This is a genomic window from Vibrio sp. 10N.261.55.F4, assembly GCF_041470465.1.
GTDB classification, from domain to species: domain Bacteria; phylum Pseudomonadota; class Gammaproteobacteria; order Enterobacterales; family Vibrionaceae; genus Vibrio; species Vibrio crassostreae_C.
Genome location: NZ_JBFRMM010000018.1, coordinates 1 through 22,533, shown reverse-complemented (window position 1 = coordinate 22,533; position 22,533 = coordinate 1). Strand labels below are relative to the sequence as shown.

Here is a 22,533-nt window from a genome sequence, read left to right as displayed (position 1 = left end):
TCGGGAAAATAGAGAGAAAGTAAAGATATTGGTCATACAACGATGAATTTTCACATCTGACTGAACCCATTACTTTTTTCTTTCGTACAACAGAAGCAGCGTTCATTTTGGGCGCTGCTTTTTAATTTGCCCTACAAGATGCTATTAAATTCTCATAAGTCCCTAATTTTATGTGCAATCATATTTCTATATTGTTAAGGTAAACCTGTCTCTTTACTAGGTATGAACAACGATTTGAACAATCTCAAGGAAATGGTTAAGTTTAAGTCACTTAACAAGTGGTATGGTGATTTTCATGCCCTAAAGGATATCGATTTAAATATTGAACAAGGAGAGATAGTGGTGATTTGCGGGCCGTCTGGTTCGGGTAAATCAACATTGATCCGTTGTATCAATCAGCTAGAACCTTTCGAAAGTGGCGAACTTTCCGTGCTAGAACAAGTACTCCCGAGTAAGTTCAACACACCGGGCCAAGTCGGAATGGTGTTTCAGCACTTTCATTTATTCCCCCATCTTACCGTGCTTGAGAACCTAACTCTGTCGCCAATTCGTACGCTTAAAAAAAGCAAACAAGAAGCCGAGAAGATAGCAATGCACTATCTAGAGCGTGTGCACATTGCAGAACAAGCCAACAAATACCCAGTGCAACTTTCTGGCGGCCAGCAACAACGCGTGGCTATCGCCCGTTCCCTGTGTATGAAGCCGGAATTACTCTTGTTTGACGAACCCACTTCAGCGCTTGATCCGGAGATGATCAACGAAGTGCTCGATGTGATGGTTGAACTGGCGAGCGAAGGCATCACTATGGTGTGTGTGACCCACGAAATGGGCTTTGCAAAACAAGTGGCCGACCGCGTTATCTTCATGGATGAAGGACAAATTGTGGAATCGAATACTCCACAATCGCTTTTTGAAACCCCTCAACATGAACGTACTCAAGCGTTCCTAAATCAGATCCTGACTTATTGATGTTGATTCGAATTATTAAACCCGCCCTATCTGCTTTGGTACAGATTGTTGTACTGGCGGCTGCTGTTGTTTGGATTCTCGACTCTGGTGCACAAACCATGGGATACAGCTGGCAATGGGAGCGTGTGCCGGACTATATTGCTTTCTATGAAGATGGTGAATGGTGGCCTGCAGAATTAGTTGAAGGGCTACTAGTTACCATCAATATCTCTTTGATTTCTTTGGTTGCAACGCTGGTGATTGGCTTAACCACAGCCCTATTGCGAAACTCCAATTCGGTGGTTGGACGCACCTTAGCCACCAGCTATGTTGAGTTGATTCGTAACACGCCGTTATTAGTACAAATTTATTTGCTCTATTTTGTATTTGGCCCCGTATTAGGGCTCGATCGCTTTAGTACTGCCGTTTTAGCCTTGGCACTTTTCCAAGGCGCTTACACCGCCGAGATATTTCGTGCTGGTTTAAATGGTATTGCGAGAGGACAATTTGAAGCAGCTCAATCCTTGGGCTTATCAAAGACCTATACTTACTGGGATGTGATTCTTCCTCAGGTGGTGCAACGCACCTTGCCACCTTTGACCAATGAAGTGATCTCTCTTATTAAAAACTCTTCAATTGTGAGTGTCATGGCTATTTTTGACCTGACGACTGAAGCCAGAAACATTGTTTCTGAAACCGCGATGCCATTCGAGATTTGGTTCTCTGTGGCGATCATTTATCTTGCTCTTACACTTTCACTTTCTGCCGTTGCTGCTTGGCTTGAGCATAAGCTCGGAGCTAACTGGCGAACACAATAAGGATTTATCAGCATGAAGCTATTTAAAACCGCAATTACAGCCCTACTTGCGCTTGCCGTCAGTTTGCCTGCTCTTGCTTCTGAAACGCCTAACCTAGACAAAATAAACGAACGTGGCTCTCTACGCGTTGGTATGTCGACATTTGTTCCTTGGGCGATGCGTAACAAACAAGGCGATCTTGTTGGCTTTGAAATCGATGTAGCAAAACGTCTTGCTGAAGATTCTGGCTGGAAAGTTGAATTCGTACCGACGGCATGGGATGGCATTATTCCTTCTCTACTTTCGAACAAGTTTGATGTAATCATTGGCGGTATGTCTATCACTGAAGCTCGCGCTAAAAGCGTATTGTTCACTGAACCTTACTCGCACTCTGGCGTTCAACTGGCAGCGAATAAAGAGCTAGCAGAAGGTTTTACACAAATCTCTGATTTTGATTCTCGCCGTGTAAAAATTGCAGCGCGTCGTGGTGCATTCACAGTGCAAGTAGCTCGTGAAACCTTCCCTAAAGCGAAAGTTCTACAGTTCGATGACGATGCTCAAGCATTCCAAGAAGTATTAAACGGCAACGCACACGCGGTTATCGCGTCTAGCCCGAAACCAGAACACGAAGCGATTAAAAACGCAGACACGCTATTTATTCCATTCGAAGAACGCCTATCAAAAGGTAATGAAGCATTTGCAGTTCGCCTAGGTGAAACTGACAAGACAGAATTCTTCAACGAGTGGATCAAAGCACGTACTGAAGACGGTTGGTTGAAAGAGCGTTACGAGTACTGGTTCTCTACTCTAGATTGGCAAGACCAGATTGCTCAAGGTCAGTAATCAGAACTTTTGCTAGTGAATCGAGGCAGTGCATTGTTTGCGCTGCCTTGTTAAAAACAACGAGATAGCTATGACCTCATAGCCACCTCTCACAACACATCAATTATTATCGTTTAAACAGGAATGACGTGAGTAGTACTAGCGCATTAACAACACCTAAGCCCAACGTTCATATGAAGCCTTGGTATCAACGCCTTAACCTTTTAGATGGCGTGTTACTAGCTGTCATTTGTGTGTTTGCAGGCTGGCTTTATTATCGTTCCGCTGTTGGTATTAACTACCAGTGGCGCTGGGAAGATGCGTTTACCCTGATTTTCATTCCGCCTTCTCAAGGCAATATTCCTTACTTTTTCCAAGGCTTGATCGCGACACTGCGCTTGAGTGTTTGGAGTATGGTGTTAGCACTCTCTTTTGGTACATTACTTGGCGTTGCAAGGCACTCTAAAATCACTTTCTTTCGTACCCCTGCACTGATTTTTATCCAGTTGGTTCGAAATATTCCGCCGCTGGTGTTTGTCTTCATATTCTATTTTTTCGTTTCAAACCAACTGATTCCATTACTTGGTTTAGAAAGTATCTTGCGTGAACACAACGGCGATATTAACGCTGTTCAAGCCTTTCTGTTTGGTCCTGCTAACCTTTGGGAAAACTTGGCGTCTGGTGTTATCTGTATCGGTTTGCTCTCTTCGGCTTACATCGCAGAAGTGATTCGAGCTGGCTTAGAAAGTATTCCAAAAGGCCAATGGGAAGCGGCCGATTCACTCGGCTTATCGGCATTGTCTAAGTATCGATTTGTGGTTGGCCCGCAAGTATTAACGGCCATCACACCGCCATTGGCTGGCCAAGCAATCTCTTTGGTTAAAGACACGTCGATTGTGTCTCTGATTTCTATCCAAGAGATGACTTTCGTTGGTACTGAAATGGCAAACTCGTCAGGTTTGATCTTCGAGATCTGGCTGATTGTAGGCTTCGTATATTTTGCTTTATGCTTTGTGCTTTCGCGTCTGTTCAAAGTGATTGAGCAACGTTCTAGTGCTTACCTTAACCATCAGTAACGTCATTAATAAGAAGTACCGACTCGCCCAGCTATTCATCACCCTTACCCATTTCACCTGATTGATTTAAGTTATTGATCAGTCAGGATTTATTCCTTCATATTTCTTCTTAGAAACACAGCAAAATGCTCGGCTAATCACTATACTTAACGTATCGAACTACGTTGATTCATCTCAAGGACATCGCTCAACATGGACAATCATAAAGAAAGAGCTTTTTACGCCGTTGTCGGCGCATTAGTTGGAGACGCTGCTTCAATGGGGCTGCACTGGCTATATGACCAAGAGAGGATCTTACACGTAGCAGGTTTTGAGCCAGAATTTCGCTCACCGAATCAGTTCGATTACCAAGACAAGGGCTACTTTGCGCACCAAGGTAAAACCGCAGGCGAGCAATCGCAATATGGTGCTCAGCTATTGGCGATGGTCGACAGTTTAGTCGACAACCAACAGTACGATGAAGCGAACTACATCAAGCACTTCCGATTCTGGTTTGATTTTGGTGGTAGTTGGCGAGGCTATATTGATAAAGCGACTCGTATGAGCTTGTTGAACATCCATCAATTAGAATTGGCAAATGCCCCGATTACTGCCTGTGGCGCGGATGATACACAGCTCCCCGCAGTCTCAAAGATCATTCCATTAGTGGCGTGTACTTACACCTCTCACACCTTACCAGCAATGGTAGAGAGTGCGGTACGAGTGACCAACAACAACGACAAAGCCGTGGAATGGGCACAAGCCATCACCCTACTGATTCAAGCGGCAATTCAAGGCAACTCGCCACTGCAATCGGTAGAAATGGTGCGACAAACCTGTAGCAAGTTCATACACGATCAAATCGACGAAGCACTGGCTGATCCTGAGCTTTCGATTACAGATGCCGCGAAGAAGTTTGGATTGCATTGCGAATTGAGCGCTGCGTTCCCCTTGCTGATTCGCATCATTGCAGGTGCTCAGAGTTATCAACAAGGCATTCGAGACAATATCTTATGTGGCGGTGACAGCTGCGGGCGTGCGATTGTAATTGGCGCGGTATTAGCGGCGTGTTTCTACGAAGAAGATGGCGAAATTCCAACCGAATGGCTAAAACAAGTCGAACTCAATGGTGGCGTGCTGTCTTTGCCTATTGAGTGATTTCCACAATAACGAACTAAAGTCTGACTTAAGACAAGTCAGCTTCTAGGGCGGAGACTTTCGTTCTTATAAGGCTGGAACACACTGCGATAACTCATTCTTTAGCCAAACTACAAACGGGCTTTCTGGCTCATCATGGTTGTTATCTTGTGTGAGCAATATGTACTGATGGCCGGAAGGCACAAAGCCAAACGGTGCGATTAAGTTGCCTCTATTCAAATCATCAACCACCAATGGATAAGAACCAAGAGCCGCTCCTAGCCCATCAACGGCCGCTTGAAAGCAGAAATAGAAGTGTGCAAAGGTCTGGTTTGATATAGCTTGCGACACCATTCCGCTATCAAACTCACTATCTTTGGTGATGGATACCCAGTGGCTCCAAGCGTTTGGTCGCGTGGCGCTGTGCAGTAATTTCACATCGGCTAGCTTGTCTTTGACCTGTTGCCAATAATCAGGTGAGAACACCGGGCCAACCCATTCTTCGACTAACGGAATCTGTTTGTAATGCTCGGTTACGTTGAAGTCGTCTCGGCGAATGGCCATATCTAATCCAGTTGCGCCTAATGTCACAGGTCCACCTGCGGTAGACAATCGAACATCAATTCCGGATTCGTTATAGAAATCACCGAGTCGAGGCATTAACCAACGCATGGTCAATGTGGGTTCGCATGAAACTTCCAACGCTTGATGATTCAGCTGATTAAGCTTATGGACTCCAGTCTCCAAGGCTTGGAACGCTTGCTCTGTGTAACCTTTGAGTAATTCCCCTTCTTTGGTGAGACACACATTCCTGCCCTGTTTGTAGAACAAAACTTGGGATAAGTGATTTTCCAATACCTTGATCTGCTTACTCACCGCGCCATGTGTGATATTGAGTTTATCCGCCGCTTCACTGTAACTACTCGAATGCGCTGCTACGTGGAAAATATGAAATGCTTTCAAATGTCTCATGTGTGATTTTTTCTCACAGATAGGTGGAATTCATTTCGATTATAGGCAGCAATAAAAAACCATACAATGCTGGCTCATCAAATATAAAGAGTTGGAGTCATTATGGAGTGGTTAAGCCTAGCAGTATTGGGACTATTGATTGTTATCAGCCCAGGCGCTGATTTCGTTTTAGTTTTGAAAAACAGTGTCAATCAAGGAAGACAAGCAGGGATTTGGACTGCAATCGGTGTGAGTTTAGCGATTTGTGTTCACATCAGTTATTCAATGCTTGGGATCAGTTACTTAATCTCACAGAATGAGCAGCTGTTTGACATGATTAGATACGCAGGTGCAACCTACCTTATTTATCTAGGGCTAAAAGGTATCTTGAGTGCGGACAACAAGCTTGCACCTATCGAAGATGCAAAGCACCAGTGTTTGGAGCTATTTAGCCCAAGGCTTCTTATGTAACGTGCTCAACCCAAAAACCATGTTGTTCTTTTTGAGCATCTTCAGCCAAGTCATCTCACCTGATGCAGAAAACCAGCATGTCGCGCTCGGCTATGGGCTTTACATGATCGTTCTTCACGGTTTATGGTTTGGCGTTGTCGCTATGCTGTTTACTTCGAATACATTGCAAAAGCATCTATTGAGAGCAAAGAAAAGGCTTAATCAAGCATGTGGATTTGGCTTAGTGACGTTCAGAGCACTGTTGGCGATTAAATCGTAAACAAGCGAGTCACAAATAGAAAGCGATTCAAACGACTGAATCGCATCTAACTGGGTCTTGGTAAACCTCTAGACAAGATTCATCGGTCTAATATCGGCACTATCAGGGAAGATAGTGTTGAGTTGTTTCACTTCTATCGATAAATGTCGGTTGAGCACACCCTTGATAACCGAACGCATATCAGTCGTTGGATTAAGGTCTCGGCCTTCATATAGTTGGCTTTGGCTCAATCCCGGCCAATTGGCAATAACCTTACCACCCGCTCCTTTCAACGATGGCAGCGCACCACCCGCAACAAACATGACGTTGCCGGTGCCATGGTCGGTTCCTTTAGTGCCATTTTCTTTTGCTGTTCGACCAAATTCACTGGCCGCGATGATCACTGTCTTCTGCCAACGATCACCTAGTGAAGCTTTGAGAGCCGCTAACCCAACATCCAAAGTTTTAAGCTGATTACTCAACCGTCCATTTACGTTGCCTTGATTGGCGTGAGTGTCCCACCCACCGAGTTCTAACGCTGCGATGTTTGGTCCGTTATCAGCCGACAATATGTCGCCTGTTTTACCCATCAATGATTTAAACTGTTTGCCGACACCTTGGTCGCCTACCAGTTGATCTATCTTCATGACACTTTCAAAGTTTGAAGACAGCATTTGGTCACTTTGAAACAACTCTTCCAGCAGTTCCGTTTGTTTATCACGTGTTTTTAAGCGGTTTGGGTACCAACTTGCAACGGTCGATTCGCCCTGCATGATGAGTGGTAAGCCCGAATCAATCGCTATTCCATCGTATTTTTCTGAGCTCAACGTGAGTAAACGGTTAATCCACCCTACGGTGTTAAACGGGTCGGAAGTGCCATTCTCCAATATCTTCTGTCCATCAAAATGTGAGCGCTCGCGATAAGCGGTTGAACAAGCGTGTACAAAGCTGAGTTCGTTACTCTCATACCATTGATGGCATTGCTTTAGGGATGGGTGAAGCCCAAAGAAATCATCCAACTTCACTAGCTGTTCAGGTTTTAATCCGATGTTGGGTCTCAAATTAGAGTAATCCGGATCGGCATGCGGCACTACAACATTTAAACCATCCATCGCGCCACGCAGTGATACCCAAATGAAGATATTGTCTGAACCTGTTTTGGCAAAGCTTGGAAATGGCAGCATCGCACTGACGCCAACAGCCGCCGCAATACCCATGAACTGGCGGCGGTTAATACTATGTGGCGCTTTATTCTGAGAACAATCTGACTTTTTCATACCCACTCCTAACGATATTGAAACTGCGGACTTAGCCACAACAGGGAAAGTTGCATTGCAGCGCTGTCGGCTTTGTTCAATACAATTTGGGTGTGTTCATCAATAGCATCGCCATATAAACCCGCGATCACTTTATCCACTACCGCTTTCGGCTTAACTCCTGACGCTTTAGCCGATTTTATTGCAGCAGACGCAAGCCTATTCGCAACTTGCATACGTTGAGTCAACGCCGAAGGGCTATTGTAGTCTCTGTCTTGATCCGACCAGCCTGCAGGTGAACCCGGTTTAAAAGGAGGCTGCCCTAAATTGTTGAGTGCATTGAATGCCTGTTTCTCGTTTAAAGAAATATCGGCACTACGAAGAACGGCAAACAGCCACTCCTTCGGCGGTCTAAAACGATTAGGGTTAGGTTTACTCGCCTCAGCGCTGTTCAATAACAAGCGATAGATAGGCAGTAAATCTCCCTCGCCTTTCAGATATTCAGCAACCATTTGCTCTGAGAGTTCTTTAGATATGTCGCCAATGAAATGCTGGCAAAGCTTATCAACCAAGTGCGCAGCAGTGTCTTTGTGGGACGCTAAGGTTTTTAAACACGACTCTCCTTGCGAGACCCCGGATTGAGAATAGGACTTTCCAAGCAGTGTGATACTTCCTGGCTCATGCAGATTATTAGCGAATCGAAAACCAGCATCAGGAGATTTGAATTTAATGCCCCAGCCTGAAATGCCTTTTGCTAAAGCAATAACATCTTGCTGAGTATAAGAACCGTCAACGCCAAGAGTGTGGAGTTCTAAGATCTCACGAGCGAGGTTCTCATTGAGCCCCTTATTACGGCGCTTTCCGACTTTTGAATTGGGACCAATCGAGAGTTGATTATCGAGATACAGAAGCATCGCAGGATGTTTAGAAGAAGCCATCAGCATCTCGCCAAAGTTACCATTCCAATGCTGGCGAACCACATCGTTTTCAATGCTGGCGGCCAAGGGCATCAGTTTTCGATTATCGACCGAGATGGCGAAGTGATTGCTCCAAAACTGAATGATGCGCTCTTGAAAACCATAAGGAGTTTCAACACTTTGTAGGTGGCGAGCTTGAGCTTGTTGTCGATACTGCGTTCGAAGAAAAGACTGCGCTTCTTTCTTCGTGGCTTGCATCTGTTGTTCGTCACCCTTGGCCTTCATTCGTTGTACACGATTCTCTCCTACTTTAATCAGAGTAGATTCAGTACTCGGTAAGTCTTGTATAGCTTGGTGAACGAATGGCTTTTTATCCAACTGTTCTACAGGAGAATAATAGGTTGTTTGACCTAGTTTTGGCCCAAAGCCAAACCTTTGTTCACCCACGATTTTTGAAGTCGGGTAATAATTCATTGCACACTCCCTTACGCTCGATCTTTTCTAAGTGTAATCGCTTAGTCATCAAGCATAGGGAGCTTTACAAGGTTTTACGTTAGATAAGTGTCAGGTGCCTATCAAGTTACCGACACGGTGTGATCATTTTGAATGAGTGTCTATTTACGCCACATATAGACAAACTGCTCGTTCTGAGAGGTGATTTCAAAGCCAAACCTCAAGTACAACTCCCCAACTCGATTACCTTTTAGGTAACAAAGTTCGACGGGTTTATTGAGGCTGTCAGCCTTAGTTAAGCAATCTTTCAGTACTTGGCTACCAATGCCCTTTCCATGATAATCAGGCAGTAAGAAGAATCGGCAAAAATAGAAGTGTTCGCCTTTGTCTTGCAACAACACACTGCCAATCGCCTTGCCTTGATATTCAATGATTTCAGGGCGTTCTTCTGCCCACTCTTCGGCGTGTATATCTCGTTGAATTTGTTCATCCCAGCCAAATACGGCCTTGATTGGTTCAAACTCAGCGGCCTTCTTAAGCTCAAACAGAAATTCATAATCTGATGACTGAGCCGGTCTTGTTGAATACTTCAAAATACCTCCAACAATAATTGGCTATGGTTTCATTTTCGTTTAAGCCGGAATTCAGAGCCCCAGACACAACCAAAAATGCCACGCTTAAATGTTCATTTTGGTTCTAGTTGGTAACGTAAGACTTCGTGTTTATCTTGCTCTGAATAAAAGGTATTCAGGAATTGTCCACCGCACTTCTCTATCACCTTTTGCGAAGCAATATTGCCCCTCTCACACGTAATAATAGCGCTTTCAGTCAATACCTGTCGTTGAACCCAAGACAACATATGACTTGCGATACCCCGCCCTCTGGCTTGTGGCAGCGTCTCATATCCGATATGTCCAATAACATCGTGAATGTGCGGACTGGTACCATGACGAACTCTTATGACACCAAGGATTTGACCAGAGTCGATACAAAAATACTTAGAAGCAGGCGTCCACCCTTCTGGCAAACCCTCGCCTTTTGAATAAGCAATTCGTCTTTCTAAATAGGCATCACTGCCATCGGAAATCCCCGTGTAAATATCTACCCCATCCTCAGCGCAAGCGTTCACATAGTAATGAAAGGCCGTTGAATGTGAAAGAGCAGCTTTAACCATGTCCATATGATGTTGATTCTCCAACGGCTTCTACGCTATTTAGTTCAGGAGCGACTCGCAATTTTGACCTATTATCGACTACTGCTTCTTAACGTACTTCGCCGTAACCAGCATTTCACCGCCACCATCCAGCTTGCAATCTAGTTGGTGATCTTTGCCTTCATTGATGCGTCGAATCACAGCTTTAGTACCAATTTTCAATACGCTAGAACTGCCTTTAATTTTTAGATCTTTAATGAAGGTAACTTTATCGCCACTTTCCAATACAACGCCATTCACGTCCTTAACACGCGCAGCTTCTCTTTCTAAACGTTCTTCTTCCGGATTCCATTCATAGGCACACTCAGGGCAGATTAGGTTGTTTTGGTCTGGGTAAACATATTCAGATTGGCATTGCGGGCAAGGAGGTAGAGACATACGTTAATACTTAATTTAAATAGAATTTGTTCCATTTTAATGGCTCTTGTCAGGCTTAGCGAGCATAAATCTAACAAGTTTTACGGAGAGCTAATTGTCTTCAAAAAAGAGCAGCACCTAAAACGAACAAACACAGCCGCTAAGCTGTGTTTGTTTAAAGGTTTGAAAAGCGGAACGGCTTAACGTTCGACTTTTGGTGAGTAAATCGAGTAAGCGGTGATTTGCCCTGCCACAATTGCAGAGAACATGAATAACGCCGACAAACCAATACTTGGAATAGGCAAAATCGATTGTTCAAACACAGACTGACTGGCACTCACTAATACTCGGCTACCCGGAACCAAAATGATAATCCCTTGCACGATATAAATAGAGCCTGTGAGCTCCATCTTCTTGGCGATCCAAGTTCCGTATAGAGTAATAAGAACCGTGGTTACCCAAGTGCCCACAACCCAACCACTATCAAAGCCGAGGTAGAACGGCCCCCACATGCCAAGAACCGCGACTGGCAAACCAAGCAAGATGTCTTTAGGGCGCGCATTGAACATCACACCGATAGACACTGAGATCAACACCAAGCCAGATATGTGCATCCACATTGGTACCGCATTGGTATAGTCGATGGAAACCGCTTGTCCCCATATCGCTTCACCGATGTTGAGCCCCATGATAATCCCGACAAACAGCTTAATCAGAGTTAAGGCGCTCTGCCCTAACAAGCTGGTACCAGAAACCAAGTCATTAAACGCCAAACATTCTAATGCGTTGGCTATGGATAAACCGGGGACAAACAAGACAATCGAGGCGATACACAACGCCCACACCGGAATCGGCAATCCTGTACTTGCCAAAAACGCCACGAAAATACCCGTTAACAGTGCCGAGATGAATTCAACCGCGATAGCACGACGTGAATGAAGAACTTGCTGACATACCCAAACCATCAAACCCAATAACGCAGAAAATCCAACCGCTTCCAACGTACTGCCCACCAGCATCAAATACGCAGGCGGAATACCCATATTGGCAAGTGCCGTCACAAATTTAGAGTAACCGACAGGCTCTGGTACAGGCTCACTGCTCGGTTGGTTAATACGAATGATCGTATTGGCCAACAAACTCAGGTTAATTGACGCAGGCTTTAGACGCTTAAGAATAACGGCGTTGTTATCGTCTGGAAATTGATAGTTAATCGCAGTTGGCGTTGCTTGGATCATCACATCCACACCATGCTTTTTTGCATAGAATTGAGTGTATTTCTCTAGCTTGTAAGGAGCACAGCCACTGCGGTGAAGAGTGTCACCAATTTCAACAATTTTGTTAATTCGGAACTGAGAAGGCATGGGAATTTTAGGGGAGACAAAATGTGCGGCAAATGTACCAAACGATAGACGGAATGACGAGACTTTTGCGTGAATTATCAACTGAACTCGTTACTTTTTTCTGCAAAGGCTTATAAGTGCCTATAACTCTACTCATTTGGGATTAGTTTACTGAATGTTTTGACAGGCTGATAAGTTAAATTTATGCATTCAGATTGTTATTAGTGGACGCCAAAACACAAATAAAAATCAGTTTATGTTAACACTCCAAATTCCTTAATTTTCATGAGCTTTATGACAACTAAGCACCACCAAAGCGTGTTTATAAATTGACTCGGATTTATCGCAAAAAGCAGCATGACATCTACTAATATTTCTCGCCCTCCTTTTAACGAGATTTTAGTCACGTTTTATTCACTCTGAAAGCGCCGAACATGATGGAAAAACTAGCGGAGTGGTGGTTATGCGAGCACTTAGAATAAAAATGAAAGAAAAAGGTTTCGTTTTCAGTTAGATGTGGCATTATCAAACTCGTTAAGACGATGTGCGTGCATCGTATAATGGCTATTACCTCAGCCTTCCAAGCTGATGATGCGGGTTCGATTCCCGCTGCACGCTCCAGTCTTCTTGATGCCTCAGTCTTACTCTTAAGACAGTGTGCGTGCATCGTATAATGGCTATTACCTCAGCCTTCCAAGCTGATGATGCGGGTTCGATTCCCGCTGCACGCTCCAACTTCTCCTTATGCTCCATGACGTGCTTTATTCCAGCGACACGCTATTCAAAAACTTTCTCCGTTAGTTAAATCCATAGTCATTAAATCTATACTGATTAAACTTATTTTGTTTAAGCTTAGATTGACCAACCAAAGCTATTAACTCCTTAATTCGCTTCGTATTTCTGACACCTATCCAAATCACACATTGCAGTTCAGCTTTTAATGATTTTCAAAATTGTTCCAATTTAATAATCTTGGTCAATATCTGCAAAAATCATTGTGTTAATGTGCGCGCATTAGCAACAACCCATAAATAATAAAAAATGTTTAAAAGCAATGAGTTAACAATTAGCATCGAAGCAATTAATGTCGCGCTAGCAAAAGTTGAAAATGCCAATAAAATTCAGCTAGATACATTGAAAGGTTATGTGAACAGCGAGCCTGAACAGGCTGTACTGGCTTTTCGATCGCTGAATGAAGCAGAGTCAATCGATGACAAGTTTAAAAAGATCATGGCAGAGCTACCGCATCTGAGCGGCGAAGCACACCATCTGCTTGAAACTTCTATCTTGCTACAGTGACTATAAATAAAGATAAGCCTCAGCGAATCCCTCACAGCAAAGCGCTTTAGGTATAAGTTAAGACTTATCTTTAATTTTCTAGCCCTCATTGAATTTCTAATTCAACAAAGCGCTATTGATTAACGTCTAAAGCGTTAACGACTTCACCATACCCGCTTCAGCGTGACCAGGGATATTGCACGCTAACTCTACGTTATTATCACCATGGAAATGCCACAGCAATTGCTTCGCTTTACCCGGCTTAACTGTAACTGTGCTGCCCAAGTCATGAGCGTGATTACCCATGTTTTTCATCATTTCACGGTGCTCTAGCTGCTCTGAAGCAGAACCAATCGAAAATTCGTGATCAATCTTGCCTGTGTTCATCACAACGAACTGCACCACGTCGTTCGGCTCAATATCAACCTTGTTCTTAAATGTGATTTTCATATCGTCACTTAGCAGAACATGAACCACTTTATCCGGCTTTGCGCCTGTCGCAGGCATACCCACTTCAGACATGCCTTCCATATTCATCATCGAATGGTCCATCTTTCCATCCTTCATCATGCTGTGATCCATTTTTGAATGATCCATCTCTCCATTTTTCATCATTGAGTGAGCCATTTCAGCAAAAGCCGTTGCAGTGGTCAGTGTTAGAGCGATAGCAATTAGTGTCTTTTTCATGGTCGTTCCTTAGATTAATTCTGTTTTATGTTAGTTTCACATGTTCATGTGGTGCGCCCTTACCTACTCCGGTCTCGCAAGTAAGGGCTTTATAGTCAGTGCGTTATTTACTTGTCTCGTTTTGGCTCTGAGTAATCTCTCGCTGTTTCCAGAGCTTAAAGATTGCAGGCAAAACCAGTAGGGTAAGCAACAGTGCCGACGCCATTCCGCCTATCATCGGCGCGGCAATTCGCTGCATCACTTCAGAGCCCGTTCCCTCGCCATACATAATTGGAATGAGGCCAATGATCACCGTAAGTACTGTCATCATCACTGGGCGAACACGCAGTCCTGCACCCTCACGAATCGCATCCGTTAAGTCTTCACTCTGAAGTGCTTGCTGGTTCTGCTCCGCATCCAATTTTTTGTAGTGCCATGCTTGGTTTAGGTAGACCAACATGATCACACCTATCTCAACAGCTACCCCGGCAAGGGCGATGAAGCCCACCCCCACTGCAATGGAGAAGTTGTAATTGAGGATATGCATTAGCCATAAACCACCAACCATCGCGAGTGGTAATGTCAGCATGATCATCATCACCTCACCGACACGGCGGAAACTGAGGTAGAGCAACAACATGATGATGGCGATGGTAATTGGCACAACGACACTTAAACGTTCTTTGGCGCGCTCCATGTATTCGTATTGACCAGACCATGCCAATGAATATCCAGCAGGCAAGACGATTTGATCTGTAACGACTTTTTGCGCCTCTGCCACATAAGAACCAAGGTCGCGACCTTCGATGTCAACGAACACCCAGCCATTAGGACGCGCGTTCTCCGTCTTAATCATTGGTGGCCCATCTTCATAGCGAATATCCGCGACATCAGACAAAGCAATTCGCGCTCCATTTGGTGTCACTAACGGCAGGTTCTGCAGCTTAACGACAGAATCACGATAGCTTTGTGGGTAACGGACATTGATTGGGTAACGCTCTAGCCCCTCAACGGTTTCGCCCACGTTCATGCCACCAACCGCAGTCGAAATAACCTGCTGAACCTCTTTGACGCTTAATCCGTAACGAGCAGCAGAGCGGCGCTTGATGTCTATCGTGACATAGCGACCACCAGCCACACGTTCGGCATACACAGAAGCCGTACCGCTAACACCATTTAAGATAGGTTCCAGCTGAGAGCCAATGTCCTCTATAACACTCAGATCTGGCCCTGCTATTTTGATTCCGATTGGCGTTTTGATACCGGTCGCTAACATGTCGATACGAGTTTTGATTGGCATAACCCACGCATTGGTTAAACCTGGGAACTGAATCAGATCATCAAACTCTTTACGCAGAGACTCCGTAGTGACACCGTCACGCCACTCATCTCGCGGTTTAAGCTGAATCACGGTTTCAATCATGGTTAACGGTGCAGGATCGGTTGCTGTCTCTGCTCGACCAATTTTGCCCCACGTGGTTTCGACTTCTGGAATGGTTTTAATGAGCTTGTTGGTTTGTTGCAACAACTCACGAGCCTTACCTATTGAGATGCCCGGATACGTGGTTGGCATGTACATCAAATCCCCTTCGTCCAAAGGAGGGATGAACTCACTACCAAGCTTACTGGTTGGGTAATAAGCAGACGCCATTAAGCCAAGTGCGATAACAATCATCACCTTTGGATATTTTAGGCTGAGGTTCAGAAGCGGTTTGTACATCGCCACTAGGCTGCGGTTGACTGGGTTTTTGTGTTCAGGCAACACGTTACCGCGAATGAAGTAACCCATTAGCACAGGCACAAGCGTGATAGCCAAACCCGCCGCTGCGGCCATCGCATACGTCTTGGTAAACGCAAGTGGCGAGAACATCTTGCCCTCTTGCCCTTCTAGCGCGAACACAGGCACAAAACTCAAGGTAATGATAATCAGAGAGAAGAACAGCGGCGCGCCAACTTCTTCTGCTGCCTTACCAATCACTTGCCAACGGTTTTTGTCAGTAAGCGGAGTCCGTTCAATGTGTTTATGAACGTTCTCAATCATCACTATGGCACCATCCACCATGGCGCCAATCGCAATCGCGATCCCGCCAAGAGACATAATGTTGGCGTTAATACCCTGCCAATGCATAACGATGAATGCGCCTAAGATACCGACAGGCAGACTTAGCGCGATAACCAGTGATGATCGGATATGGAACAAGAACAGCGCACACACGACGGCGACCACGATGAACTCTTCAGCCAGCTTCTTCCAAAGGTTTTCAACGGCTGAATCAATCAAAGTAGAACGGTCATAAGTTGCGACAATCTCGACACCATCAGGTAAACCAGCTTGCAGTTCAGCGAGCTTGGATTTCACCGAGTCGATCACTTCACTGGCATTTTCACCAAAGCGCATCACAATAACGCCGCCAACCGCTTCACCCTCACCATTGAGTTCAGAGATACCGCGACGCATTTGCGGGCCAAGATTAATGTCAGCAATGTCACCTAATAGCAACGGAGTACCTTTGTCGGTCACTTTTAGCGGCAGAGATTGAATGTCTTCGATGCTTGTCAGGTAACCGGTGGTACGAACCATATGTTCGGCTTCCGCAATCTCAACAACAGACGCTCCTGTTTCTTGATTACCATCTTGGATTGCCTTGTTGACTTGCTGAAGCGTTAGGTCGTAAGCACGTAACTTGGCAGGATCAATCTGTACTTGGTACTGCTTCACCATGCCACCAACGGTCGCCACTTCAGACACGCCTTCTACAGTTTGCAATTCATACTTCAAGAACCAATCTTGCAAACTACGAAGTTCCGCTAAGTCATGCTGACCGGTTTTATCTTGCAACACGTAGCTGTAAACCCAGCCCACACCGGTTGCATCTGGCCCTAGTGTTGGCTTGGCACTCGATGGCAAGTTAGGTGCAACTTGGCTTAAGTACTCCAGCACTCGTGAACGTGCCCAGTACATATCAGTATCGTCATTGAAGATGATATAGACATAGGAATCACCAAAGAACGAGTAGCCACGAACCGTTTCAGCACCCGGTACAGCTAACATGGCAGTGGTCAATGGATAAGTCACCTGATCTTCGACCACTTGTGGCGCTTGCCCCGGATAACTGGTTTTGATAATTACCTGAACATCTGATAAATCTGGAATGGCATCGACTGGTGTATTTTTAACGCTGTATAAGCCGCCAAATACGATGGCTACAGTAGCAACCAGCACTAAGAAGCGGTTGCTAATAGACCAGCGAATGATTGCATTGATCATAGTTCGCCCTCACCCGCTTCTAAAGATTTGAGCACATAATCAGAACCTTGCTTCGCCACTAGAAACCGAATGGTTTGACCCTCGGTAAACTCAGATAAATCAAGGTCATCACTGGCTTGGAAATTCATTTCACCCGCTTTCCAATTCCACTCAGGGACTGGCTGATGTTTTACGGTGATCATGCCAAAATCTGCCATCAACATGGTGATGTTACCCGTTACCCAAACTTCGCCAGCGATTTTGTGTTTGTTGACCTTGTAATCAACAACCTCGTACTGCCCTGACTCTGTCTTTCTCATCTCAAAATCAATCGCCTTACCACGTTGCACGTCACTCATGTCCAAGCCTTCCGCAAAGGTGAAATTCATCACCATGCCCGGCCAATCCCATTCAGGAACAGGCTGATGGTTAATCGTCACCATGCGACTGCCTTGCATAACGTCGGAAATTTCACCGTTCGCCCATACGGTTTCAGCTTGTTCTTCAACACCATTGATGCGTGACAGATCAGCTGATTGGCTCGATTCAGAATCCAACATGAAGTGCGCAGAAGTGACAATACTCTCACCTTGCTCTAGCCCTTGAAGCACCTCTATTTTTTCGCCAGCTTCACGACCAACCTCAATACGAGCAGAGCGATACTTGCCAGAACCTTCTGACATCACCACTCGAGTCATACCACCGGAGTGAATCACCGAAGATCTTGGGATAGTAAGGACAGCTTCATCACTGATGGGTTTCAGCGCAATATTGGCAAACATATTTGGCTTAAGCTCGCCATGGGGATTGGAGAACTTCAAACGAACGCGCAAGGTTCGAGTTTTTGGGTCAAGGATTGGGTAAACGTAATCAACATTACCCACCCACTCTTTGCCGGGAATGGCATCTAGAGTCATCACCGCATTGCTGCCTGATGAGATCCAGTGCGCTTGACGCTCAAACACCTCAGCATCAACCCATACTTCGCCTAGTGGGCCTGCACTGATCACCGCTTGTGCAGGTGAAAGGTAACCACCTTCTCGGATATTCAGACTTGCAATCACACCATCGGCTGGCGCTTTAATTTCAATGGTTTGCGAAGCTTTGCCTTTGCGCGTAATAGCGCGGATTTGCGTCTTATCAACACCCAAGGTAATCAAGCGTTCAGTCGAGCCCTTGATCAAACCTTTACGACCCATTTTATAAGCACTGATCAACTCTTCTTGTGCTTTAACAAGCTCTGGAGAATAGAGTGTGAAAAGCACATCACCTTTGTTTACCTTCTCACCCACTGCGTTGATGTAGAGCTTCTCAACCCAACCAGCTGCTCTTACGTTGGTTTGCCACAATGTACTTTCATCGAACGCCACATAACCCACGGTTTCAATGCGCGGTGATAGCGCTTCTCGTGTGACTTGTGCGGTTTTCACGCCAAGGTTATTTTCCACGGAAGAATCAATAAACACGGTTCCGGGCTTATCTTTAGCTCCGCCGTTCACATCGTCTGCATACACAGGGATAAGATCCATCCCCATTGGCGACTGGCCCGGCTTATCACGCTGATAATTTGGGTCCATCGGAGCTACCCAATACAAAGGCTCATCCTTGGTTTGTTTACTTACTTCGGCGCCTGTACTCGTTGCCATTGCTGACATGTTATGTGCTGACCCAACGACAAAGTGATTCACACCAAAACCCAATGCACCACCGACCAATAAAGCGATTGTTGCTACTTTTACTGAACTCATTGTCTATTCCCTTATTGATTGGCTGTGTGTTTAGTTGCGCTTGAATTGAGTTGTGGTTGGTTTACTTGGTATTCAAAGCCACTGACTAACGCCGCCAGTTTGCTGTTAACGATGTTGAGATCGGTGATCAAACGTTGTTGCTCTAACTTAAGCGCCAGCTCATCGGTCGTTGCTAAAATGACATCGTTAAACTGAGCGGTATTGTTTTGATAGCCCCTTTCAACCGCGCTGATTCGTGCTGCGGTTTGAGGAAGCAAGGACGTTTGATAGCGATCTAATCGCTGGATCAGATTTGATCTGTCCACCAGCAATGCATTCACTTGCGCGTTCATTTGGGAAAGTAAGGTGTCTTTTTGAGATTTAGCCGCACCAACTTGATACTGAGCAGCCGATAAGTTTTTATCTTGTCGATTCCCCGTAAACAGCGGGATGTCGACTGTCAGATAAGCACTCACCAGATCAGAAGCTGGTTCACCCGCCATGTTATTGGCTTGACGGTGTGCATACATCACTTCCACCCCAAATTGTGGGGTATAAGCTTGCTCGGCTAACTCAACCTGAGTTTGATTAGAGGAAATACTGACATCGGAGATCTTAACCAAAGGATGGTCAGTCAGTAGCTGGTAGTGCTTGGTTGAATCGATATTGGTCGCTAATTTGCTTTCCAACAATGACCAATCGATTTGGTTAGTTGCATTCAGTGTGCCCTGAGAATCAAGAACCTGAGATCCTAGCCAATCAGAACCCAACCATTCAGAAAGCTGAGAGATTAGACGACGCTGAACCTGCTGGTTTGCCTGAAGTTTCTCATCAAGCTTGCTCACTTGGAGCTGAGCATTAAGCAGATCTTGCGCTTCGCTTTTACCAATCGAGTAATTGGTTTGTACATAGTTTTCAAGCTCAACCAACAAACGACGATTTTGACGAATCACCGACTCAGCCTTTTGCTGATAACCTAACTTAAGCCAAAGCTGCGTCATGCTATTCGCAACCGTCAATTCTCTTGCTTGCACCTGCAAAGCTAAAGCATCTGCCTGTTGGCCTGCCTTTTTTTGTTGAAGGTTAAGCGTATCGCCACGCTCAAACTGCTGCATCAGCCCTACCGATATATTGGTCATCGGGTCTTCATCGAATTGAAAGCTATCGACAGGCAAACCGCCAAATCCAACTTTTAATTTAGGATCCATTAAGGTCGAGCTGGCAATGCCCGTTTCTCGCATCGCTTGAGACTGAGCAAAGTACTGTTTGCGATTTCCATCTTCGCTTAAAGCAATCTCAATCAGTGTATTGAGTTGCTGCGTCGAGCTTGCTTGGTCATGTGCTGAAATGTGTTGAGCATTTGAAGCTGACGCCGTGGTAGCCGCGAGCGTAGCACTTGAAAACAAGGCCATAGGCAAGGTAGCAGCAACCACTAAGCTCGTGTTCATGACAAACACAGAGGTTGTTGGTTTCATATTCACAATGAATGTCCATATCTAACGCTAATTAGCGCATAAAAAAGAATGGCTTATCAGATTTATCTAACTGATAGAGCTGTATTTTTAGATATAGATTTATGCGGAAGGTGGGCGTAGCAAAGATTGAGCGCGTGCGACTTTCTGGCCAATCGTGACCGATTGAAAACGAGCTAATGAAAAGGAAAGTTGATCAACGGCTTGAACAGCCTGAATTGGATAGGGACTTGCAGAACACATTGAGGCACAACAATCGGCACTCGAACAATGGTTACCCATCATCGAGCTACCGTCTTCGCTCATTGAAGACATATCGCATTGAGCCATCAAAGCATGGGCACTCATGTTAGAGTCTTCAGCGTGTACTTCTTCACTCATCACATGACACCCTGCCATTGAATCATTAACCGAAGTATCGCTGTGGTAACAAGCCGACTTGCTCGACCCCATTTCCATCATCATTACTTCAGTCATCATGGCTGAGGAGCTTGAGGCATAGCTAGACATCAACATCGCAATGATGCTGAAAACAATAATCCAAGTTTTTCGGAATGTGTTTGTCATAGCTTACCTTTGAATTTACACCGCAACTATAAACGTTACCCTTAGGGTAAGGTCAATGCCATTGTGCCGATATTTGCCTGACCGTTGAAAAAGTATTCATCCTCTCTTTCATCAAAATGAGATAATTCTTCGACTTTGCAGTTTTTTCTTTAAAAATTATCCAATTAGCTAGCGAAACCTCTATCTGTGTATTTTACTTAAGATAGTGCAACCACGATTCACGGATGATAAAAATGGCTAACAAAAAAAACGTCGAAGCAAACAAGAAAAATACAGAAATCAAAAATAAGAAAAGTAACAAGCTAGAACAAAAGAAACCAACACAAAAAAAGAAGCGCAGACTGCATTCACATCTAAAAGTGAATATCCCACTTTTTCAGTCACTCATGATGATTTTGCCATCATTGGCTAAACACGCTGCTGCGGAAAGTATAGACAATTCCAGCGACGCTGCAGATCAAGTAACCGCAAATAACGTGACCGAAAAAGATGTCACCGATGACCATAGCAAGGCGGACTCATCAGCGGTTGCTCTCCAAGAAGCTCAGACGAGTGACAGCGACGTAAACTCCACCTTAAGTGCAAGTCATGCCGCCCATGGTTCGAGCTCTCACTTGGTTCCTTCTCATCATTTGTCGACGCTTTCTCACCCGCAAGTCCATTACATTCCTTCGGTATCGATGCCGACTATCTCCTCAGGAAGTAACGGTCAGCCGACTCATTCAAATGCGCCGACGACACCCGCTTTACCCGTCACCTTTATGCCAGAAGTCATAAAAGGTACCTACGGAGAGCTTCATGTTGATGCAAATGGTCAATACACATTCGTATTGAATCCAAATTCTCCTCAATACATCCTGTTAAACCAGCACCAACCAGGTACTGATCATTTTGCGTTACATCTATCTAACGGCTCGAGCATCATTGTTCAGATACCGGTAACAGGTAAGCAAGACACGCCAAATATTTCTGGAGACTTAACAGGTGTGGTAACAGAAGATCACAATATTGATTCACAAGGCTTGTTACATGCGAACGGCAAAATCGATGTCATAGACCCTGACCAAAATGAAAGTTCGGTTACGCCGGAAGTTATCTCAGGTAAATATGGTTCATTAACTATCGATGCTGATGGACATTGGCAGTATCAAGTTGATAACTCGCTCTCTAATGTTCAAGCTTTAACCGCAGCCACTTCACTGCATGAAAGTTTCACAATTCACACCAAAGATGGCACACCGCAAACGATCGATATGACGATTGGCGGAAACGACGACAATGCCGTAATTACGGGTGTGGATGCTGGCACGTTAGCTGAAGATTTAACGACACAAGTTCAAGGGCAGCTTTCGGTAACGGACTCTGATCTTGGAGAGGACCACTTTCAAGCCTCACAAGTGACTAGTAATTTCGGTACGCTAAGCATCACCAAAGACGGTGCGTGGACATACAGTTTAGACAACAATAACCCAGTAGTTCAAAGACTTGGCCAAGGTTCAACTGCGACAGACATCGTCACTGTTCACTCAGCTGATGGCACACCACATCAAATCACTATTACCGTTAATGGCACTAATGATACTGCTGTGATTGCAGGCACCAATACCGGTGCGGTAAC

At 45.0% G+C, this 22,533-nt stretch carries 19 protein-coding genes, 2 tRNA genes and 1 pseudogene; 10 read left to right on the top strand and 12 right to left on the bottom strand.

Annotated features, from left to right (window positions below):
* The first annotated feature begins 222 nt into the window (after positions 1 to 222).
* From AB4249_RS09765 to AB4249_RS09745, 5 genes are all read left to right on the top strand, one after another.
* Positions 223 to 969 (top strand): amino acid ABC transporter ATP-binding protein, encoded by a 747-nt coding sequence (locus AB4249_RS09765; protein WP_102333483.1) that lies wholly within the window; start codon positions 223 to 225, stop codon positions 967 to 969.
* The gene (locus tag AB4249_RS09760) at positions 969 to 1,766 is read left to right on the top strand and encodes an amino acid ABC transporter permease (RefSeq protein WP_372102936.1); all 798 of its coding nucleotides are present in this window, start codon (positions 969 to 971) and stop codon (positions 1,764 to 1,766) included. Before AB4249_RS09765 ends, AB4249_RS09760 begins: the two co-directional genes overlap by 1 nt.
* 12 nt (positions 1,767 to 1,778) lie before the next feature.
* On the top strand, positions 1,779 to 2,588 hold the full coding sequence (locus AB4249_RS09755; RefSeq protein WP_017067595.1) for a transporter substrate-binding domain-containing protein: 810 nt from the start codon (positions 1,779 to 1,781) through the stop codon (positions 2,586 to 2,588).
* Between the two features lie 128 nt (positions 2,589 to 2,716).
* Positions 2,717 to 3,643, top strand: coding sequence for an amino acid ABC transporter permease (locus AB4249_RS09750; protein ID WP_029235910.1), 927 nt, complete (start codon positions 2,717 to 2,719; stop codon positions 3,641 to 3,643).
* A 192-nt stretch (positions 3,644 to 3,835) separates the two neighbouring features.
* Positions 3,836 to 4,780, top strand: a complete 945-nt coding sequence (locus tag AB4249_RS09745; RefSeq protein WP_372102933.1) for an ADP-ribosylglycohydrolase family protein — start codon at positions 3,836 to 3,838, stop codon at positions 4,778 to 4,780.
* A 66-nt stretch (positions 4,781 to 4,846) separates the two neighbouring features.
* On the opposite strand, the gene AB4249_RS09740 is transcribed toward AB4249_RS09745, so the two are convergent.
* Positions 4,847 to 5,731 (bottom strand): LysR family transcriptional regulator, encoded by an 885-nt coding sequence (locus tag AB4249_RS09740; RefSeq protein WP_372102931.1) that lies wholly within the window; start codon positions 5,729 to 5,731, stop codon positions 4,847 to 4,849.
* Positions 5,732 to 5,833: 102 nt separating this feature from the next.
* Here AB4249_RS09740 and AB4249_RS09735 point away from each other — a divergent pair.
* Positions 5,834 to 6,440, top strand: a pseudogene (locus AB4249_RS09735) (LysE family translocator).
* Positions 6,441 to 6,508: 68 nt separating this feature from the next.
* Here the strand turns inward: AB4249_RS09735 and AB4249_RS09730 are convergent.
* The 6 genes from AB4249_RS09730 to AB4249_RS09705 form a co-directional block, all read right to left on the bottom strand.
* Positions 6,509 to 7,696, bottom strand: coding sequence for a DUF1501 domain-containing protein (locus AB4249_RS09730; protein WP_372102929.1), 1,188 nt, complete (start codon positions 7,694 to 7,696; stop codon positions 6,509 to 6,511).
* Between the two features lie 8 nt (positions 7,697 to 7,704).
* Positions 7,705 to 9,066, bottom strand: a complete 1,362-nt coding sequence (locus AB4249_RS09725) for a DUF1800 family protein (protein WP_372102928.1) — start codon at positions 9,064 to 9,066, stop codon at positions 7,705 to 7,707.
* A gap of 140 nt (positions 9,067 to 9,206) precedes the next feature.
* On the bottom strand, positions 9,207 to 9,638 hold the full coding sequence (locus AB4249_RS09720; protein ID WP_017058964.1) for a GNAT family N-acetyltransferase: 432 nt from the start codon (positions 9,636 to 9,638) through the stop codon (positions 9,207 to 9,209).
* 92 nt (positions 9,639 to 9,730) lie between these two features.
* On the bottom strand, positions 9,731 to 10,225 hold the full coding sequence (locus AB4249_RS09715) for a GNAT family N-acetyltransferase (RefSeq protein ID WP_372102926.1): 495 nt from the start codon (positions 10,223 to 10,225) through the stop codon (positions 9,731 to 9,733).
* 72 nt (positions 10,226 to 10,297) lie between these two features.
* Positions 10,298 to 10,636 carry a zinc ribbon domain-containing protein YjdM gene (locus AB4249_RS09710; RefSeq protein ID WP_004731484.1) on the bottom strand — a complete coding sequence of 113 codons (339 nt, stop codon included), beginning with the start codon at positions 10,634 to 10,636 and terminating at the stop codon, positions 10,298 to 10,300.
* Positions 10,637 to 10,815: 179 nt separating this feature from the next.
* The gene (locus AB4249_RS09705) at positions 10,816 to 11,979 is read right to left on the bottom strand and encodes a threonine/serine exporter family protein (RefSeq protein WP_004731486.1); all 1,164 of its coding nucleotides are present in this window, start codon (positions 11,977 to 11,979) and stop codon (positions 10,816 to 10,818) included.
* A gap of 525 nt (positions 11,980 to 12,504) precedes the next feature.
* Here AB4249_RS09705 and AB4249_RS09700 point away from each other — a divergent pair.
* From AB4249_RS09700 to AB4249_RS09690, 3 genes are all read left to right on the top strand, one after another.
* A tRNA-Gly gene (locus AB4249_RS09700) sits at positions 12,505 to 12,579 on the top strand.
* Positions 12,580 to 12,617: 38 nt separating this feature from the next.
* Positions 12,618 to 12,692 (top strand) — tRNA-Gly (locus tag AB4249_RS09695).
* 307 nt (positions 12,693 to 12,999) lie between these two features.
* The gene (locus AB4249_RS09690; RefSeq protein ID WP_065583933.1) at positions 13,000 to 13,257 is read left to right on the top strand and encodes a hypothetical protein; all 258 of its coding nucleotides are present in this window, start codon (positions 13,000 to 13,002) and stop codon (positions 13,255 to 13,257) included.
* 126 nt (positions 13,258 to 13,383) lie between these two features.
* Here AB4249_RS09690 and AB4249_RS09685 read toward each other — a convergent pair whose 3' ends face one another.
* The 5 genes from AB4249_RS09685 to AB4249_RS09665 all read right to left on the bottom strand — a co-directional run bounded on the left by AB4249_RS09685 (position 13,384) and on the right by AB4249_RS09665 (position 20,915).
* Entirely contained in the window at positions 13,384 to 13,923 is a 540-nt protein-coding gene (locus AB4249_RS09685) for a cupredoxin family protein (RefSeq protein WP_017059274.1), read from the bottom strand.
* Between the two features lie 103 nt (positions 13,924 to 14,026).
* Positions 14,027 to 17,170: an efflux RND transporter permease subunit gene (locus AB4249_RS09680; RefSeq protein WP_372102924.1), complete on the bottom strand. Its 3,144-nt coding sequence runs from the start codon at positions 17,168 to 17,170 to the stop codon at positions 14,027 to 14,029.
* Positions 17,167 to 18,897 (bottom strand): efflux RND transporter periplasmic adaptor subunit, encoded by a 1,731-nt coding sequence (locus tag AB4249_RS09675; RefSeq protein ID WP_372102922.1) that lies wholly within the window; start codon positions 18,895 to 18,897, stop codon positions 17,167 to 17,169. Before AB4249_RS09675 ends, AB4249_RS09680 begins: the two co-directional genes overlap by 4 nt.
* An 11-nt stretch (positions 18,898 to 18,908) precedes the next feature.
* On the bottom strand, positions 18,909 to 20,351 hold the full coding sequence (locus AB4249_RS09670; RefSeq protein WP_102333470.1) for a TolC family protein: 1,443 nt from the start codon (positions 20,349 to 20,351) through the stop codon (positions 18,909 to 18,911).
* A gap of 99 nt (positions 20,352 to 20,450) precedes the next feature.
* Entirely contained in the window at positions 20,451 to 20,915 is a 465-nt protein-coding gene (locus AB4249_RS09665) for a hypothetical protein (protein ID WP_372102920.1), read from the bottom strand.
* A 233-nt stretch (positions 20,916 to 21,148) separates the two neighbouring features.
* On the opposite strand from AB4249_RS09665, the gene AB4249_RS09660 reads away from it, so the two are divergent.
* On the top strand, positions 21,149 to 22,533 hold a 1,385-nt coding region (locus AB4249_RS09660), incomplete at its 3' end, for a VCBS domain-containing protein (RefSeq protein WP_372102918.1).